Genomic DNA, 17240 nt, shown 5'->3' on the forward strand with positions numbered 1-17240 from the left:
CTTGTAGGGTCCCCGGGTGACCAGCGAGATCACCCTTTTCGTCAATCCCACCGCAGGACGCGGCCGGGGCGCGCACGCCGCGCAGCCGGCCGCTTCCGCGTTGCGGGACGCCGGATTCTCCGTACGTACGGTTCTCGGCGTGGACGCCGACGACGCTCTGCGGCGGGCCCGCGAGGCCGTCGCGGGCGGGACCGGTGCGCTGATAGCGGTGGGCGGGGACGGCATGACGTCCCTCGCCCTGCAGGCCGTTGCCGGGACGACGACCCCGCTCGGGGTTGTCGCCGTGGGCACGGGGAACGACTTCGCCCGCGCGCTCGGCATGCCGATACGGGATCCGGCCGCCGCCGGACGGCTGGCCGCCGAGGCGCTCAAGGGCGGCGGTACCGTCCGCGAGATCGACCTCGGACGGGTCGGTGAGCGGTGGTTCGGGTCCGTGCTCGCCTCCGGCTTCGACTCCCGGGTCAACGACCGCGGCAACCGGATGCGCTGGGTCGGCGGACGGTTCAAGTACGACCTCGCGATCCTCGCCGAACTCGCCGCGTTCAAGCCCATCCCGTACCGCGTCAGGCTGGACGGCGGACCGGTCCGGGAGATCGAGGCGACGCTCATCGCCGTCGGCAACGGATCGACGTACGGCGGAGGTATGCGGATCTGCGCGGACGCCGTCATGGACGACGGCCTGTTCGACGTGACCGTCGTCGGGGACTGCAGCCGCACCACCCTGCTGAAGGTCTTCCCCCGCGTCTACAAGGGAACGCACCTCAGTCACCCCGAGGTCACCGTGCACAGGGTTTCCTCGATCGAGCTGGCCGCAGTCGGTGTCACCGCGTACGCGGACGGTGAACAGCTGGGGGTGCTGCCGCTCACCGCGACCTGTGTGCCGGGTGCGGTGCGAGTGCTCGCGCCGGGTTCTCCCACGGGGATTTAAAGATCGCGTCACTGTCAGAGGTGGCGGGTAGGCTCGTATGCAAGATGACAGAGGACCTCTCACCAGCTGAGCGATACCAGGCTTCGCGGATCCGTGCCGCCGAGCTGGCCACCGCACTCGCGCCCTTCCGCGAGATGTACGAGTTCGATCTGGACCCCTACCAGATCGAGGCCTGCGAGGCACTGGAGGCCGGCAAGGGCGTGCTCGTCGCCGCCCCGACAGGCTCGGGCAAGACCATCGTCGGCGAGTTCGCCGTGCACCTCGCCCTCGAACAGGGCCGCAAGTGCTTCTACACCACCCCGATCAAGGCCCTGTCCAACCAGAAGTTCACCGATCTGGTCAAGCGCTACGGACCGGACAAGGTCGGCCTGCTGACCGGTGACAACAGCGTCAACGGCGATGCCCCGGTGGTCGTCATGACCACCGAAGTGCTGCGGAACATGCTGTACGCGGGCTCGCAGGCGCTGCGCGGCCTCGGCTATGTGGTGATGGACGAGGTGCATTACCTCTCCGACCGCTTCCGGGGTGCCGTCTGGGAGGAAGTGATCATTCACCTCCCGGATTCCGTGACCCTCGTGTCACTGTCGGCGACCGTGTCCAATGCCGAGGAGTTCGGTGACTGGCTGGACACCGTCCGCGGCGACACCGAGGTGATCGTCTCCGAGCACCGCCCCGTGCCGCTCTGGCAGCACGTGCTGGCAGGCCGTCGGATGTACGACCTCTTCGAGGAGGAGACCGACCACGGCGGCCGCGGCGCCGGACGCCGCGAGGTCAACCCCGACCTCGTCCGGCTCGTCCGGATGGAGAACCAGCGGGCGTACAACCCGCGTGAGCGCCGCCGCGGCAAGATGGTCCGCGAGGCGGACCGTGAGCGCGAGCGGCGCCAGCGCAGCCGGATCTGGACCCCGGCCAGGCCCGAGGTCATCGACCGGCTGGACGCCGAAGGGCTGCTCCCCGCCATCACGTTCATCTTCAGCCGGGCCGGCTGCGAGGCCGCCGTACAGCAGTGTCTGCAGGCCGGACTGCGGCTCAACGACGAGGACAAGCGCCGCCTGGTCCGCGAGATCGTCGAGGAGCGGACGGCATCCATCCCCGGCGAGGACCTCCATGTCCTGGGCTACTACGAGTGGCTCGAAGGGCTGGAGCGAGGCATCGCCGCGCACCACGCCGGCATGCTGCCCACGTTCAAGGAAGTCGTCGAGGAACTCTTCGTGCGAGGGCTCGTCAAGGCCGTCTTCGCGACGGAGACCCTCGCCCTCGGCATCAACATGCCCGCACGCTCGGTCGTGTTGGAGAAGCTCGTCAAGTGGAACGGCGAACAGCACGCCGACATCACCCCGGGCGAGTACACCCAGCTGACCGGGCGGGCCGGACGGCGTGGGATCGACGTCGAAGGCCATGCGGTGGTGCTGTGGCAGCGCGGCATGGACCCGGGGGCGCTGGCCGGACTCGCGGGTACGCGTACGTATCCGCTGCGGTCCAGCTTCCGGCCCTCGTACAACATGGCCGTGAACCTGGTGCAGCAGTTCGGGCGGCACCGCTCGCGCGAGCTGCTGGAGACCTCCTTCGCACAGTTCCAGGCGGACCGGTCGGTGGTCGGGATCTCCCGGCAGGTCCAGCGGAACGAAGAGGGACTGGAGGGCTACCGGGAGGGCATGACCTGCCACCTCGGTGACTTCGAGGAGTACGCGCGACTGCGCCGCGAACTCAAGGACCGGGAGACGGAGCTCGCCAAGCAGGGCGCGTCGCAGCGGCGGGCCGCGGCCGCGGCGTCCCTGGAGAAGCTCAAGCCCGGCGATGTCATCCATGTCCCCACCGGCAAGTTCGCCGGACTTGCACTGGTCCTCGACCCGGGGCTGCCCGCTGGACGGACCAATGGGCACGGGCACCGCGGGCTCGAATACCACGACGGGCCGCGGCCGTTGGTGCTGACCGCAGAGCGGCAGGTGAAGAGGCTCGCCTCGATCGACTTCCCCGTTCCGGTGGAGGCCGTGGAGCGGATGCGGGTGCCGAAATCGTTCAACCCGCGCTCGCCGCAGTCGCGCCGCGATCTGGCCTCCGCGCTACGGACCAAGGCCGGGCACATAGTGCCGGAGCGGCACCGCAAGGAGCGGTCTGCCGCGGCCGACGACCGGGAGATCGCCCGCTACCGGGCGGAGTTGCGCGCGCACCCCTGCCACGGGTGCGACGAGCGTGAGGACCATGCGCGATGGGCCGAGCGGTATCACCGGCTGCAGCGCGACACCAGGCAGCTGGAGCGGCGGATCGAGGGGCGGACGAACACGATCGCCCGCACCTTCGACCGGATCGTCGCGCTGCTCACCGAGCTCGACTATCTGCGGAGCAATGAGGTCACCGAACACGGGCGGCGGCTTGCGCGGCTCTACGGCGAGCTGGATCTGCTGGCGAGCGAATGCCTGCGGGCCGGGGTGTGGGAGGGCCTGAACCCTGCCGAACTTGCGGCGTGCGTCTCGGCGTTGGTGTACGAGGCGCGGCAGGCCGATGACGCGGTGGCGCCGAAGCTGCCGTCGGGGTCCGCGAAGACCGCGATGGGCGAGATGGTTCATATCTGGGGCCGGCTGGATGCCCTGGAGGAGGAATTCAAGATCAATCAGGCGGAGGGGGTCGGGCAGCGGGAGCCCGATCTCGGGTTCGCCTGGGCGGTCTACATGTGGGCGTCGGGGCGGACGCTGGACGAGGTGCTGCGCGAGGCGGAGATGCCGGCGGGGGACTTCGTGCGGTGGTGCAAGCAGGTGATCGATGTGCTGGGGCAGATTGCGGCTGCGGCTCCGCGGGAGGGTAGCTCTGTGGCGCGGAATGCGCGTAAGGCGGTGGAGGCGGTGTTGCGGGGGGTTGTGGCTTACAGCTCTGTGGGGTGAGGTTTGCGGGGGGTGGGGTGGTGCGCCTGCGGCGGGCTTGTCCCCTACCCGCTCCTTCCCGAAACCGGGGCTCTGCCCCGGACCCCGGTCCTCAAACGCCGTACGGGCTGGAAGGGTGCCGGGCGGGGCGGAGAAGAGCCGGGCCGGCAGGAATGGGGCCTGGACGGGCTGGAAGGGTGCCGGGCGGGTCGGGTTTGTCGGCCCGCCCGGCACCTCTTGCGTATTACGGGGTTGTGCGGGCCGCGTCCCGCTTGGCCACTTCCTCGCGGACTATCGGGATGACGTGCCTTCCGAAGTCGATCGCGTCGTCCAGCAGGTCGTAGCCGCGGGCGGACAGGATTTCCACGCCCAGGTCGTAGTAGTCCAGCAGCGCCTGCGCCACCGTCTCCGGTGTTCCTACCAAGGCCGTCGAATTGCCGGCGCCGCCCGTCTCCGCCGCGGTCGGTGTCCACAGTGCCCGGTCGTGGCGCTCGCTCTCGGCGGCCACTGCGAGGAGTCGTTGGGAGCCGGCGTTCTCCGGGCTGTTCAGCGGGTGACGGCGGCTCAGCGGTGCGCCCGCCTTGCGGGCCTTGATGCGTGCCAGCGTTCGGTGCGCCTTTTCCCAGGCCAGTTCCTCGGTCGGTGCGATGATCGGCCGGAAGGCAACTTGGATCCTGGGGACGTCCGTGCGGCCGGCTGCCTTCGCCGCGGCCTTCACCGATGCGATCTGTTCCGCGGTCTGTGCCAGCGGTTCGCCCCACAGGCAGTAGATGTCGGCTTCGGCGCCCCCGGCCGCGTACGCCGCTGGTGAGGAACCCCCGAACGAGACCCGCGGATGCGGCTGCTGCACGGGGAAGGTGTCGCTCACGAAGTCGTTGAAGCGGTAGTGCGTGCCCTCGTGGTCGAAGGGCTCGTGCGAAGTCCACGCCTTCTTGGTGATCTGGATGGCCTCACGGGTGCGAGCGTATCGCTCGTCCTTGCTGAGGAAGTCGCCCTCGCGCTGCTGCTCGTGATCATTGCCGCCGGTGATGAAGTGCACGGCGAGGCGGCCGTCGCTGATCCGGTCCAGGGTTGCGAAGGTCTTGGCCGCGAACGTCGGGTACGAGACGTTGGGGCGGTGCGCGACCAGGATCTGGAGCGTTTCGGTACGGGCCGCGATGTAGGCGGCGGCGGGGGACGGATCGGGGGAGCCGGAGCCGTAGGCGAACAGCACTCGGTCCCAGCCGTGGTCCTCGTGTGCGCGGGCCAGTTTGAGCGTGTACGTCTTGTCGAAGGACGCCCCGGAGCGGGGTGTCACTTCGGAACCTTCATTGGTTGCTGCGATGCCGAGAAACTCGACGGGCATGGCAAAGCCTCATCTCGTGCTGCGGGGGAACCGGTCGTGTGAAGCGCTGACGTCGGAGCAGTCAGGAACAACACGAGGCGGACCACACTCGACCCAAGTCGATGTGGTCGCGGGTGACCAGCCGCAGCTGAGGGCGCATCTGCCCAGTGGAACAGGCGTGTTGGTGCCGAGTCAACTGTTCTGGGATCAACGACCGAGGTACGCGCGCCAACTGCCGTGCGATGTGATGTCCGCGGCGCTTTCCAGCGCGTACGGCTCGCACAGGAAACCGGTCACCGTGGTTCCGTCCGCGAGTTCGACCCGGCTCGGCGTCATGGGCGTCGGGAGAGCGGTGACGAGTCGCCCGAGTCCTTCGGCGGGCAGTGCCCGGTCTGATCGGAGTGGCCGACACACCGATGGCGCTCGCCGACGACAAGGGCAACAGCATCATCGTCGACGCCGTCTCCAACCACGCTGCCGAGCGCATCGGCCGGGCCGTCTGCGTGGAACTCGGCTGCCAGATCTCCAGTGCCGACACCGTGCTACGGGGGGACCAGCTCGCCGACGGACTCGTCCCCGCCACGCTGACGCTCGCCGAACGGCTCGGCGCCGCCGTCCGCGAGGCGCGCGGTGTACGCCGACCCGGTGCACGCGGCCCGCACCATGCTGTCCGGCACCCATCCGCTGACCGGCAAGGTCGTCGACGTCAGCCGCCGCACCCAGGGCGGCTTCGCCCGGGGCAGCGCCCGTATCGAGGGCATCGGCGACGACGCGGGCCGGGTCCTGGAACTCGGTTTCCAGAACGAGCATCTGCTCGCCACCCGCGACGGCGAGACGGTCGCCACCACGCCCGACCTCATCTGCGTGCTGGACACCGACACCGGTGACCCGGTGACCACGGAGGGCCTGCGCTACGGCCTGCGCGTCAGTGTCCTCGCGGCCCTTGCGACCCGCGTTGGACCACACCGGACGGCCTGGCCCTCGCCGGGCCGCGGTACTTCGGGTACGACGTGGACTATCTGCCGTTCCGACAGGTCTGACCCACGGCACCGGGCTCCGCCAGCCGTCGGCCGGTCCGCGTCACGCGGACCGGCCGAGTGTCCTTGTCTCAGGCCGAGCGCTTGCCGCTCTTCATCGACACCGCTACGCAGACCAATCCCAGCAGCACGGTCAGTCCGCCGATGATGACGTTGTTGAGGACGACGCCGAGGTCCGGGCTGCTGCCGACGACCCACGTCGAGATGATCATCCAGGCGCCTATGGCGCAGATGGCCCAGCTCAGGCCGTACATGCGCTCCGGCATGACGGTGAACCCGAGACCGAGCGCGGCGATCGCGATACCCATGATCAGGTTGTGCGTCATGAGTGCGGGCTGACTTGCCGTGAAGCTGAGCACCCAGGGCGAGATGGCGCAGTAGAGACCGATGAGGAACACCGGTGCGTCCACGAGGGCCACATCACGGCCGCCGAGCATTCGGGCATAGCGATCGCGCATTTCAGAGACATCGGGGTGACTGGCAATGTCACGGCCGGTGTGCGAGAGGTTTGACATGGGTTCGTCTCCTTCGCTCATGCAGACCCGAACGCCGCTTTTGTGTGATAAGCGGCCTGCTATGTCATTCTGCGCTTATCCAGACCTTATGTGTAGATTCAAGGCACGCGAATATCCGTGGGAATCGCGCCGGGTGGGGCACTGTCCAGCCGTCGGGCCAGGGTCAGCAGATCGGGCGTCCGCAGCACACGGTCCCCGTACCCCGGCAGCGGCACGTGCAGCGATTCCGCCCAGTGCGACGGAATCGCTTCGAAGCCGTAGACCGCCCCCGCCAGGCCACCGGTCACCGCTGCGACCGTGTCCGTGTCCCCACCCACGTCGACCGCTGCGGCCAGGGCGTTCTCGTACGTACGTGTCGTGCGCAGTGCCCAGAGCGCGGTGCCCAGACACGGCCACACCGCACCGTTGAACTCCGTTGCCGCGTCCGGATGCCAGCCGGGCGCGAGGACGGCGGCCCAGCGCTCGCGGTGATCCTCGTGCACCCGGTCCAGGGCGCCGGGGACGGCGGCGAGCGGATCGTCGCCGTCCAGTGCCACCCGGATCAGCTCATGGAACACGGCGGTGCCCTCCCAGGCGGCCCGGTCACCGTGCGTCAGCGCGGCGATCCTGCGGGCGGCGTCCATCGTCGCCACCCGCCCCGCCCGCGCGAAATACACCGCCGGTGCGGCGGCCCGCATCAGCGAACCGTTGCCCGCCGCGCGCCCGTTGACCTGGAAGTGCAGCGCTGCCGCGAGGTCCCAGGGGTCACCGCTCGTCAGGACGTCCTCGGTCTGCAGGCCGATGTCCTTCGGCCCACCCTGCGCCCATCGGCGAAAGCGGCCGAACATGTCGGGGAGGTCGAGGCCGCCCTGTTCCAGCAGGGACTCCGCGACCAGAACGGCCATCTGGGTGTCGTCCGTGGCCTCGCCCGGATCCCAGCCGCCACCCCCGCACATCGTGCCGACGCCGTCCGGGAAGCGGGCCGCGTACACACCGGCGGGACCGAACTCGAACGGCGCCCCCAGCGCGTCACCGACCGCCGATCCGACGACGGCACCCGCCACCCGGTCCTGCCGATCCACGACGCTCAGACGGTTCATCCGGTCAGCGTACGGAGGACGATCGCCTCCCGTACACGCGATGAACCGCACCGAGCGGCACCGCCGCGCCCGGGAAGAGGAGCGTGAACCACTGGAAGTACCAGTGGCCGCCCGCCGGGTCGTACACCGCCGCCCGCGGCCAGGCCAGATCGACCGTCATGCCCGGCCCGTACAGGAAGGCCAGGGCGTTGACCGGAAGCCCCGGCCGCCCCGGCGAGAACAGCGGCCTGTCCGTCTGGTCGTGGGGCGTGCCGTCGGTGTCCGGGGTGAGCGGGATGCCGCGCAGCCGGCGCAGCAGTATCGGGCCCGTGACCATCGCGTACGCCAGATAGAGCATCGCGATACACGTGGTGCCGATTGCCAGGAACGCCTCCGGGGACGCCAGGTTGAGAAGTCCGAGCGCCGCTGCTGTCGCGCCCACCAGGAGCGCGGGTGCGGCCGGCATTCCGGTGCGTGGGGAGACCTTCGCCAGCCGGGCGGAGCATGGCAGGACACCGTCCCGGGCCATCGGGAACAGCATCCGGGAACCGGCGGTCTGGATCGCGAGTGTGGCCACGGCGACGGCGACCGCCACATCGGCGAGCAACAGCCGCCCCACTCCGTCGCCCAGGCTGCTGGTCAGCACCTACGAGAGGCTCTCCGTGGCCAGTCGCCCGTCGGTGAGACTCGGCGCGGCCGGCACCCCGCCCAGCACCAGCAGTCCGCCGAGCACGCCGGCCGAGGCGAGCGCCGGCAGGATCGTGCGGGGCGCGGTCGGTACGGCGCGGACCGGCCGAAGTGCTCACGCCTGCCCGTAGGCGGTCCCGGAAGCACTCGGCTGCGTCCTCGTCTCAGGAGACCTCGACCTCCACCGAGTGCCAGCCCGTCGCACCGTTCGGCACCGTGTCGGCCCGCCGACCGGTCTGGGTGGTGCCGGTGCCGTCCGTCGCACGGACTTCGAGGGTGTGACGGCCCGATGTGGCCGGCCACTCCCACACCCACTGGCGCCAGGTGTCGTGGCTGTCCTCGGCCGCCAGCCGGGCCGGGTGCCATGGGCCGCCGTCAACCCGGACCTCCACCCGCGAGATACCGCGGTGCTGGGCCCAGGCCACCCCGGCCACCGGCACGGTGCCGGGCTTCGGGGAGGCGAACGGGCGCGGGGTGTCGATCCGGGACTCGGTCTTGACCGGCGCCTGCTGGGACCAGCTACGCCTGACCCAGTAGGCGTCGTACGCGTCGAACGTCGTCAGCTCGATGTCTTCGATCCATTTGCAGGCCGACACGTATCCGTACAAACCGGGTACCACCATCCGGACCGGAAAGCCGTGCGCGAAGGGCAGCGGCTCGCCGTTCATGCCGAGGGCCAGTATCGCGTCGCGCCCGTCCATGACCGCCTCGACCGGTGTGCCGATCGTCATGCCGTCGACGGAGCGCGCCACGATCTGGTCGGCGGGCCCGCCCCGCGACGGCGGCCGCACCCCGGCCTCGCGCAGCAGGTCGGCCAGATGTACGCCGATCCACCTGGCGTTGCCGATGTACGGGCCGCCGACCTCGTTGGACACGCAGGCCAGCGTGATGTCGCGCTCGATGATCTCCCGGCGCAGCAGGTCGTGGAGGCCGGCCGTGACGGGCCGCGCCACACCCTTGCCGTGGATCCTCAGCCGCCATGCGCCCGCATCGAGGCGAGGCACGACCAGGGCCGTGTCCACCCGGTAGAAGTCCTTGTTCGGAGTGAAGAAGGGGCTCAGCCCCCGGATCCTCATATCGGCACCGGCCGGTACGGCGGGCGCGGCGGAGTCGGGTACGGGGAGGACCAGGGCATGGCGTGAGGCGGTGGCCCCGGCCTGGACGGAGGAGGTGAGCCGTCGTCCCAGGAGCCCCGCGCCGGCCGAGGCCGCCGCTGCCGCGGTTGCCGCGATCACGAAGCCGCGCCGGTCGAAGGTGCCGTGCTCCTCCCCGGCCACCGGGGAAGCACCAGGAGCCGGTGCGAGCCGTCCGACCAGGAGATACAGCACTCCTGCGGCCGCCAAGGCACCCACCGCGGAGGGCAGCGCGTCGGCGGGGCTGCCCTCCGGCCGACCCGTCGCCGCCACTGCCCCGACCGCCCCGAAGACCAGTACGGCAGCTGAGCCCGTCCGCCGGTGGTGCAGCGCCAGCACCCCGACCGCCATGGCGAAGACCGCCAGCAGCACCACGATGCCCAGCTCCAGCACCAGTTTGTCCTGGGTGCCGAACTTCCGTACGGCGAAGTCCTTCAGGGCCGGGGGCGTGCGGTCGATGACCGCCCCGCCCACGGCCGTGACCGGCCCCGCCTCGGGACGCACGACGGCCGAGACCAGTTCGGCCACGGCCAGGGCTCCGAACCCGGCGATCAGGCCGCTGAGCGCGGCGAGGGCGGTGCGGGCCCGGTGCGACCGCCGGGCCCTGGAGGCTCCGTGCCGTTGCGCATCGTTCCGATCCTCTTTCACGCGGCTTACTCCCCGGTCGCGCATCCCTGGTTGCAGTGCGCGAGATCCTTCCACGCATTCCCAAATTCGCGATACATCGTGGTTGACGCGTCCGGGTGAACGCGATATATTCGCTCACGAGTATTAGAAGGCGGAGTGAAGAGCGGTGGGGGCGGGTGGCCATGCGACGCAAGCTCAGCAATCCACTGGCGCTGACGGTCATGGTGCTGCTCGCCGAGCGTTCCATGCATCCGTACGAGATTGCCCAGACGCTTCGCCGGCGCGGCAAGGAACACAGCGTCAAGATCAATTTCGGCTCGCTGTACACCGTCGTCCAGAACCTGGAGAAGCACGGTTACGTCGAGGTCGCGGGCGTCCAGCGGCAGGGCAACCGCCCCGAGCGCACGCTCTACGGCATCACCGAGGCCGGGCGCGCCGAAATGCTCGACTGGCTCTCCGATCTGCTCGCCGTTCCGGCCGTCGAGTACCCGGTCTTCGAGACGGCCCTCTCGCTTCTGCCGGTGCTGCCGCCGGAGGATGTGGCCGAGCTGATGGAGACCCGGGAGGCGGCGCTGGCGGTCCAGGCCGCGGCTCTCCGGGGGGTCCTCGGCCGGCTGGGGGAGAAGCTGCCCCGCGTCTTCGTCGTCGAGACCGAGTATCAGCTCCACATGATCGACGCACAGCTGGAGTGGGTCAAGAACTTCCACAAGGAACTCACCGACGCCTCGATCGGCGGCATCGAGGAGTGGAAGTCCTTCCATGAAACCGGTGAAGTCCCGCAGGACTGGCAGGACTTGGACCAACAGGAGATCGTTCTCGACCCCGAGCGGAAGGTGTAGCAGAAGCGGCACCACAGAAAAAGACCCCGGTGGGAGCTGTTGGAGCAGCAACCGCCGGGGTCTCGAACCCCGGACCGGCCATGCCGTGAAGGCGAGCCAGGCGATCGAGGTGCGGCACACCCAGGATAGCCCGGCGCTCTTCACCCGGCTCGGCTCGGCATGCCCGAGTGCTCGGTGGACCCGAGTACCCCGCTGACCACAGGAGAGCTCTGTCATGAGCACCCGTGCGCCCGCAGTAGCGGCGCGAAATCTGATCAAGACCTATCCCGGCGATGTCACCGCACTGGGTGGCATGGACCTCGACGTCGATGCCGGCACGGTCTTCGGACTCCTCGGCCCCAACGGCGCCGGAAAGTCCACCACCGTCAAGATCCTCACCACCCTGGCCCGCCCCGACTCCGGCACCGCGACCGTCGCCGGACACGACGTCCTGCGCCACCCCGACCGGGTCCGCCGCACGATCGGCGTCGTCGCCCAGAAGTCCGGCGCCGACCCGGTCGCCACCGGCCGTGAGAACCTCCTGCTCCAGGGCAGGCTGTACGGGATGCGGGGCGCCGCCGTCCAGCGCCGCGCCGATGAACTGCTGGACCGTTTCGACCTCGCCGACGCCGCGAAGCGCCAGGTCAAGGGGTACTCCGGCGGTATGCAGCGACGCCTCGACGTGGCGCTCGGCCTGGTCCACCGCCCCGAGGTGCTCTTCCTCGACGAACCCACCACCGGACTCGACCCCGAGGCCCGCACGGCCATGTGGGACGAGATCTCCCGGCTGGCCGGCGACGAGGGACTGACCATCGTCCTCACGACGCACTATCTGGAGGAGGCCGACCGGCTCGCCGAGCGCATCGCGATCGTCGACCGCGGCCAGGTCGTCGTCGAGGGCACCCCTGACGAACTCAAGGGCGAACTACGGGGCGACGCCGTCCACATGGAGTTGCGTGCCGAGGGCGAGGCAAGGGCGATCAACGACGCGCTGACCGGACTGCCCGGGGTGTACGAGGTGCTGGTCGACGCCCGCCGGGTGAGCGTCCGCGCCGAGGACGGTGCAGCGGCCGTCCCTGTGCTGCTCGCCGCCCTGGAGCGGGCCGGTGCGGCGGTCGCCGCCGCCACCGTGGCCCGCCCCTCCCTCGACGACGTCTATCTGCGCTATGCCGGACGCCGTTTCTCCGAGGCCGAAGCAGCGGACGCCCGGCAGGTCCCTGCCCTCACCCCTGCAGGAGGCACCCGATGAACAGTCAGGTTCTCGCTCAGACCTGGTATATGACTCAGCGACAGCTCATGGCGATCATCCGGCAGCCGGTCTTCCTGGCCATCTCGTTGATCCAGCCGGTGATCTGGCTGTTCCTGTTCGGCAGCCTCTTCAAGAAGGTCGTCGAACTCGGAGGCTTCGGTACCACGTCCTATCTGGACTACCTGATCCCGGGCATCGTGGTGATGAGTGCCCTCGGATCGAGCATGTGGGCCGGTATGGGCACCCTGGAGGAGATCGAGCGGGGCACGCTCAACCGCTTCCTGACGACGCCGGTCAGCCGCAACGCGCTGATGAACGCCAATGTCGTACAGAACGGCATCAGCACCGCTGTGCAGTCCGTCATCATCGTGCTGCTCGGCTGGGCCGCCGGGGCCACTTACCCGGGCGGTGCGGGCGGGCTGCTGATTCTGGTCGTCGCCTCGATCCTGCTCGGTACGGTCTTCGGTGCGCTCTCCAACGCGCTCGGCATGCTGGTCCGCCAGCGCGAGTCGATCATCGGCATCAACACCTTTCTGCTGCTGCCGCTGACCTTCCTCTCCTCCTCCTTCATGGCCCCGGGCCAGATGCCGTCCTGGATGCGGCACATCGCCGACTTCAACCCGGTCAACTGGGCGATGGTGGCAGGCCGTTCGGCGCTGACCGCCGACCCCGACCGGAGTCTGGTGCTCAGCCGCGGGGGAGCCCTGCTGGTCCTTGCGGTGGCGGCGGTCTGGCTGTCGACCCGTACGTTCCGCTCGTACCAGAAGTCCGTCTGACGGGCGCCATCACCGCAGCGACGCGTGACCGGCCCGGTCCGGGATTCCGTTCCCGGGCCGGGCCTTCGGCCGCAGCACCGCCCGTAGCACGAGAAAGACCAGCAGCCCGAAGGGCGACAGCGCAATCGTCAGCACCAGCAGTGGCCCCATCACCAGCGGAGAGATCCCCAGCCGGCGTCCCTCCAGGAACATCCACTGGCCCAGCAGCAGATCCCAGGCGATGACCTGCGCCCAGACCGCCCCCGCCCCGTTCGCCAGGGCCGTCAGGTCGCGGAAGGTGTCGATGTCGGGGCTGCGCACCGCGTCCCAGAGTTCGGGGAAGACCGGTACGGCCATGACCAGATAGAGCGCGAGCACCGGCAGGACGGTGAGCGGGGATGCGGCGATACGCGCTGTGGGACGCCAGTTCGGCGCGAGGATCATGAGCAGCCAGAACGGGGCTGCCAGGAAGAACGAGATCTCGAAGAGTGCACCGGTCATGCCACGGGCTCCTTGTCGGCGAAATCGGAGGCGGAATCTGAATCGGCCTTCTGTGGTGCGGAAGTCGACCTCAGTGCCCCATAGCCGCAGACGGCGGTCGCCGCCACGATCAGGGCCGCGGCGACGAGCGTCGCACCGTCCGGGTGGATCAGCGGCTGACCGCGCAACGCCTGCCAGGTGACCAGCGCGACGACCGCCGCGTACGCACCGGAGGCGACCAGCACCAACCGCAGCCGGACCCGCGGGTCGCGCAGTCGGGGGAGGTGCGGGGCCAGGGCGACCAGCGCGAGCAGAAAGAGCGGCAGCAGTTGGAGCGCGTGCATGCCGACGAAGTGCGGTATGCGCAGATCCCCGCCGGCTGTCGACCAGCCGGTGAGGGGCATCGACGGACCGCCGTCCGGTACGCCGACGGAATGCGCGCCGATCACATCGGCGGTGTCGAGATTCCCGGCTGCCCGCTGCTCGGGCGTGGGCTGCGTCATCAGGAAGCCGAATCCGGCACCCACCAGGGCGAGCAGCACGCCCGAGCGGATCGCCCAGGCGGCGGCGCGGTCGGCTATATGGGCGCGCAACAGCAGGACGGCTATGACCAGTGTGCCGGTCCAGAGCACGACGACGGTGACGGCCATCGTGTTGAACAGCGTCTCGTCGAACGGGGTGGTGTGGTTGAAGTGGCTGCGCTTCCCGCGGATCACCTGGCCGGTGATGATCGCCATCTCGCCCAGGCTGGACAGGGCGACCACGGTTCCGGCCCACCAGCCGACGCGTCGGCCGCGGGTGAGCAGCGTCAGCATCCAGGCAAGTGCGAGTGCGTACACGACGAACGAGACCGCGAACTTGAACGGCTTGAACCATATCGCCGAGCCCGCCAGGACCCGGTCGTCGACCAGCAGTCCCACGGCCGAGACGGCCGCCATGACGGCCATCGCGGCCGCGAAGAGGACTAACGGCCGGTGCCATGAAGGCATGAGAACCCCCTGCAATTATGGATAGTGGCACTTTCCGCTATCCGATAGTGGAACTATCTATGATGGGTCGGGGGGTTGGCAAGCGCGGAAGGAAGAACACGCGGTGCGCATCGGTGAGTTGAGTCGCAGGTCCGGGGTTCCGGTACCGACGATCAAGTTCTATGTACGTGAAGGGCTTTTGCCCGCCGGGCAGTTGACCAGCCCGAACCAGGCGAGTTACGACTCCGGCCATGAGCGCAGGCTGCGGCTGATCCGCGCCCTGCTGGATGTCGGCGGGCTCTCGCTCGCGGCCATCGGCGATGTGCTCCGGGCGGTCGAGGACCCGGAGCAGCCGGTCCATAAGGTGCTGGGTGTCGCGGCGAAGCGACTCACTCCGCTGCAGGGGGACGAGCCGGGGCCCGAGCTGGACGACGCCCGCGAAGAGGTGGCGGAGCTGGTGGAGCGACGCGGCTGGCGGGCCGAGGCGCACGGTCCGGCCGGTGAGTGCCTGGCCGGGGTGATCGTCGCGCTGCGGCGGGCCGGGCACGGCGGGTTCGTCGAGCTGCTCGACGACTACGCGGCCGCCGCCGAACCGGTCGCGCGGGCCGACCTCGACTATGTGGGGCGGCGGGTGGCGCGCGAGGACCTGGTGGAGAGCGTGGTCGTCGGCACGGTGCTGGGGGAGGCGATGTTCAGCGCACTGCGACGGCTCGCGCATGTGGACGCGTCCTCGCGAGCGTACGACGGCGACGGCGAGGGTGGTCCGGGCGGCGGCGACGGGGCAGCGGTGCATGCCGCCGGTGGATGAGCCGGCGCCCCGGGAACACGTACGCCCCGGTCGGGGACCGGGGCGTACACGAGTGAGCCGGTGTTACGCCGCGCTCTCCTGCTCGCGCTCCACCTGTGCGTTCCACTCGCGCTTGACCGAGCGCCAGGCGTCGTCGTTCTGGCCGAGCCGCCAGTAGCCGGAGATGGACAGCCGGGGAAGCGGGATCTTGCGGTCCAGGCGCAGATGGCGGCGGATCTCCTTCACGAAGCCCGCCTCGCCGTGGACGAAGGCCTGGACCTCGCCCGCCGGGAACTCCAGCTCCTTCACCGCGGCTGTCAGCGCCTCGCCGACCGGGCGCTCACCGCGGTGCAGCCAGGTCATCTCGACCCCGTCGGGAGTCGCGATCTTCTGCTCCTCCGAGGCGTCCGCCACCTCGACGAACGCGTGCACCACCGCACCCGCCGGCATCTGCTCCAGGGCGGCGGCTATGGCCGGCAGAGCGCTCTCGTCGCCGGCCAGGAGGTGCCAGTCCGCCGAGGCGTCCGGGCCGTAACCCCCGCCGGGGCCGAGGAAGGTCACCTGGTCACCCGCGACCGCCCGCATCGCCCAGGGTCCGGCGAGGCCCTCGTCGCCGTGGACCACGAAGTCGATGGCCAGCTCCCGGGTGACCGGATCCCAGGAGCGCACCGTGTAGGTGCGGGTGGTGGGCCACAGCTCCCGCGGCTGCTCCTCACGGATGCGGGCCATGTCGAACGGGTGCGCGTAGTCCGCACCCTCGGGAGCGAAGCAGAGCTTGACGTAGTGGTCGGTGAACCCGGAGAGTCCGAAGCCGGCGAGGCCGTCACCGCCGAGCACCACGCGCACCATGTGAGGGGTGATCTGCTCGGTGCGCAGAACGTGGGCCCCCTGCGCCTTGGGTGCCTGCCGTGCCGGTCGTTCTGCCACGAGGTTCTCCCTGCTCCGATTGCTTAGGCTTACCTAAGCTAGCACCTCAGTCGCGCAGTGTGGAGAGCAGGCGTTGCAGGGCACCGCCCAGCCCCCACTGCTTCGCGAGGGCTTCGAGGGCGGCGGGATCGCGTGGCTCGGTGGGCAGCGCGGGGTCGAACTCGGGCAGGGGTACGTCACCGGCGACGCGGACCACCTTCGGTGCGACGGCCACATAGTCCCGGGCCTCGTCGAGGCGCTTGCGCTGCGAGGGCGTCAGCTTGGCGGCCGGATCGTCCACCGCGGCCATGATCCCGGCCAGATCACCGAAGGCGTCCAGCAGTTTCGCCGCCGTCTTCTCACCGATGCCGGGAACGCCGGGCAGTCCGTCGCTCGGGTCACCGCGCAGCAGGGCCAGATCGACATAGCCGGGGCCGTCCACCCCGTACTTCTCCCGCAGCCACGCCTCGTCCGTCAGCTGGAGCGAGCCGACCCCCTTCAAGGGGTAGAGCACCCGCACCCCGCGGGCGTCGTCGACCAGCTGATAGAGATCCCGGTCGCCGGTGACGATGTCCACGGGGCCGGTGGCCAGGCCGGTGAGCGTGCCGATCACATCGTCCGCCTCGTAGTCCGCGACGCCGACCCGGGCGATGCCGAGCGCATCGAGGACGTCCTCGATGACCGGCACCTGCGGGGCCAGTGTGTCGGGGGTCTCCTCCTCGTCGGGCAGCCCCTCGGCGGTCTCCACCGCGACGCGGTGCGCCTTGTACGTAGGGATCAGCTCCACCCGCCAGTGCGGCCGCCAGTCCGCGTCCATGCAGGCGACCAGGTCGTCCGGCCGGTGGTCCTGCACCAGGCGCCCGATGAAGTCGAGCAGCCCGCGCACGGCGTTGACCGGGGTCCCGTCCGGGGCGCGCACCGAATCGGGAACCCCGAAGTAGGCGCGGTAGTAGAGGGAAGCGGTGTCGAGGAGCATCAGGCGTCGCGTCACACCTCGATGATGCCGCACCCCACTGACACCGGCCGTCGCGGACACCGGGGCGAGGGGGCGCGCCCCGGTGGCGGCCGCTCATGGGTGACCTGGGTCACTCTTGCGTTTGGCTCGTGTAA

General features: G+C 69.9%; 14 protein-coding genes and 3 pseudogenes. 7 read left to right on the forward strand and 10 right to left on the reverse strand.

Annotation, left to right across the window (positions count from 1 at the left end):
- Nucleotides 1-16 precede the first annotated feature (16 nt).
- Both ACZ7IB_RS17605 and ACZ7IB_RS17610 read left to right on the forward strand, forming a co-directional pair.
- Nucleotides 17-928: a diacylglycerol kinase gene (locus ACZ7IB_RS17605; RefSeq protein ID WP_470913324.1), complete on the forward strand. Its 912-nt coding sequence runs from the start codon at nucleotides 17-19 to the stop codon at nucleotides 926-928.
- Nucleotides 929-972: 44 nt separating this feature from the next.
- Nucleotides 973-3807, forward strand: coding sequence for a DEAD/DEAH box helicase (locus ACZ7IB_RS17610; protein WP_470913325.1), 2835 nt, complete (start codon nucleotides 973-975; stop codon nucleotides 3805-3807).
- Between the two features lie 223 nt (nucleotides 3808-4030).
- Here ACZ7IB_RS17610 and ACZ7IB_RS17615 read toward each other — a convergent pair whose 3' ends face one another.
- Nucleotides 4031-5131 (reverse strand): LLM class flavin-dependent oxidoreductase, encoded by a 1101-nt coding sequence (locus ACZ7IB_RS17615; RefSeq protein WP_470913326.1) that lies wholly within the window; start codon nucleotides 5129-5131, stop codon nucleotides 4031-4033.
- A 186-nt stretch (nucleotides 5132-5317) separates the two neighbouring features.
- Nucleotides 5318-5494 (reverse strand): annotated as a pseudogene (locus ACZ7IB_RS17620) (allophanate hydrolase-related protein); the annotation flags it as partial.
- 32 nt (nucleotides 5495-5526) lie between these two features.
- On the opposite strand from ACZ7IB_RS17620, the pseudogene ACZ7IB_RS17625 reads away from it, so the two are divergent.
- Nucleotides 5527-6150, forward strand: a pseudogene (locus ACZ7IB_RS17625) (DUF917 domain-containing protein).
- 68 nt (nucleotides 6151-6218) lie between these two features.
- Here ACZ7IB_RS17625 and ACZ7IB_RS17630 read toward each other — a convergent pair.
- From ACZ7IB_RS17630 to ACZ7IB_RS17645, 4 genes and pseudogenes are all read right to left on the reverse strand, one after another.
- Nucleotides 6219-6662 (reverse strand): SPW repeat protein, encoded by a 444-nt coding sequence (locus ACZ7IB_RS17630; RefSeq protein ID WP_470913327.1) that lies wholly within the window; start codon nucleotides 6660-6662, stop codon nucleotides 6219-6221.
- Between the two features lie 98 nt (nucleotides 6663-6760).
- Nucleotides 6761-7741, reverse strand: a complete 981-nt coding sequence (locus ACZ7IB_RS17635; protein ID WP_470913328.1) for an ADP-ribosylglycohydrolase family protein — start codon at nucleotides 7739-7741, stop codon at nucleotides 6761-6763.
- Nucleotides 7742-7745: 4 nt separating this feature from the next.
- Nucleotides 7746-8495, reverse strand: a pseudogene (locus ACZ7IB_RS17640) (amino acid permease); the annotation flags it as partial.
- A gap of 76 nt (nucleotides 8496-8571) precedes the next feature.
- Complete coding sequence (locus ACZ7IB_RS17645; protein WP_470913329.1) at nucleotides 8572-10188, reverse strand: molybdopterin-dependent oxidoreductase; 1617 nt, start codon at nucleotides 10186-10188, stop codon at nucleotides 8572-8574.
- 155 nt (nucleotides 10189-10343) lie between these two features.
- On the opposite strand from ACZ7IB_RS17645, the gene ACZ7IB_RS17650 reads away from it, so the two are divergent.
- The 3 genes from ACZ7IB_RS17650 to ACZ7IB_RS17660 all read left to right on the forward strand — a co-directional run bounded on the left by ACZ7IB_RS17650 (nucleotide 10344) and on the right by ACZ7IB_RS17660 (nucleotide 13010).
- Nucleotides 10344-11006 (forward strand): PadR family transcriptional regulator, encoded by a 663-nt coding sequence (locus tag ACZ7IB_RS17650; RefSeq protein ID WP_470913330.1) that lies wholly within the window; start codon nucleotides 10344-10346, stop codon nucleotides 11004-11006.
- A gap of 214 nt (nucleotides 11007-11220) precedes the next feature.
- On the forward strand, nucleotides 11221-12234 hold the full coding sequence (locus ACZ7IB_RS17655; protein ID WP_470913331.1) for an ATP-binding cassette domain-containing protein: 1014 nt from the start codon (nucleotides 11221-11223) through the stop codon (nucleotides 12232-12234).
- Nucleotides 12231-13010, forward strand: a complete 780-nt coding sequence (locus ACZ7IB_RS17660) for an ABC transporter permease (RefSeq protein ID WP_470913332.1) — start codon at nucleotides 12231-12233, stop codon at nucleotides 13008-13010. Before ACZ7IB_RS17655 ends, ACZ7IB_RS17660 begins: the two co-directional genes overlap by 4 nt.
- 9 nt (nucleotides 13011-13019) lie before the next feature.
- On the opposite strand, the gene ACZ7IB_RS17665 is transcribed toward ACZ7IB_RS17660, so the two are convergent.
- Together ACZ7IB_RS17665 and ACZ7IB_RS17670 are read right to left on the reverse strand one after the other, a co-directional pair.
- Nucleotides 13020-13490, reverse strand: a complete 471-nt coding sequence (locus ACZ7IB_RS17665; RefSeq protein WP_470913333.1) for an ABA4-like family protein — start codon at nucleotides 13488-13490, stop codon at nucleotides 13020-13022.
- Nucleotides 13487-14416 carry a hypothetical protein gene (locus ACZ7IB_RS17670; protein ID WP_470913383.1) on the reverse strand — a complete coding sequence of 310 codons (930 nt, stop codon included), beginning with the start codon at nucleotides 14414-14416 and terminating at the stop codon, nucleotides 13487-13489. Before ACZ7IB_RS17670 ends, ACZ7IB_RS17665 begins: the two co-directional genes overlap by 4 nt.
- A 145-nt stretch (nucleotides 14417-14561) precedes the next feature.
- Between ACZ7IB_RS17670 and ACZ7IB_RS17675 the strand changes: the two genes are divergently transcribed.
- On the forward strand, nucleotides 14562-15245 hold the full coding sequence (locus tag ACZ7IB_RS17675) for a MerR family transcriptional regulator (protein WP_470913334.1): 684 nt from the start codon (nucleotides 14562-14564) through the stop codon (nucleotides 15243-15245).
- 63 nt (nucleotides 15246-15308) lie between these two features.
- On the opposite strand, the gene ACZ7IB_RS17680 is transcribed toward ACZ7IB_RS17675, so the two are convergent.
- On the reverse strand, nucleotides 15309-16151 hold the full coding sequence (locus tag ACZ7IB_RS17680) for a siderophore-interacting protein (RefSeq protein WP_470913335.1): 843 nt from the start codon (nucleotides 16149-16151) through the stop codon (nucleotides 15309-15311).
- Nucleotides 16152-16197: 46 nt separating this feature from the next.
- On the reverse strand, nucleotides 16198-17106 hold the full coding sequence (locus tag ACZ7IB_RS17685) for a 5'-3' exonuclease (RefSeq protein WP_470913384.1): 909 nt from the start codon (nucleotides 17104-17106) through the stop codon (nucleotides 16198-16200).
- Nucleotides 17107-17240 lie beyond the last annotated feature (134 nt).

The organism is Streptomyces sp. NPDC037301 (assembly GCF_055602785.1).

Bases quoted from the DNA above. Each gene is read 5' to 3' on its own strand.
- ACZ7IB_RS17610 (WP_470913325.1), top strand. From the start codon at position 973: ATGACAGAGGACCTCTCACCAGCTGAGCGATACCAGGCTTCGCGGATC.
- ACZ7IB_RS17615 (WP_470913326.1), bottom strand. From the start codon at position 5,131: ATGCCCGTCGAGTTTCTCGGCATCGCAGCAACCAATGAAGGTTCCGAA.
- ACZ7IB_RS17630 (WP_470913327.1), bottom strand. From the start codon at position 6,662: ATGTCAAACCTCTCGCACACCGGCCGTGACATTGCCAGTCACCCCGAT.
- ACZ7IB_RS17635 (WP_470913328.1), bottom strand. From the start codon at position 7,741: ATGAACCGTCTGAGCGTCGTGGATCGGCAGGACCGGGTGGCGGGTGCC.
- ACZ7IB_RS17655 (WP_470913331.1), top strand. From the start codon at position 11,221: ATGAGCACCCGTGCGCCCGCAGTAGCGGCGCGAAATCTGATCAAGACC.
- ACZ7IB_RS17660 (WP_470913332.1), top strand. From the start codon at position 12,231: ATGAACAGTCAGGTTCTCGCTCAGACCTGGTATATGACTCAGCGACAG.
- ACZ7IB_RS17665 (WP_470913333.1), bottom strand. From the start codon at position 13,490: ATGACCGGTGCACTCTTCGAGATCTCGTTCTTCCTGGCAGCCCCGTTC.
- ACZ7IB_RS17670 (WP_470913383.1), bottom strand. From the start codon at position 14,416: ATGGCCGTCATGGCGGCCGTCTCGGCCGTGGGACTGCTGGTCGACGAC.
- ACZ7IB_RS17685 (WP_470913384.1), bottom strand. From the start codon at position 17,106: ATGCTCCTCGACACCGCTTCCCTCTACTACCGCGCCTACTTCGGGGTT.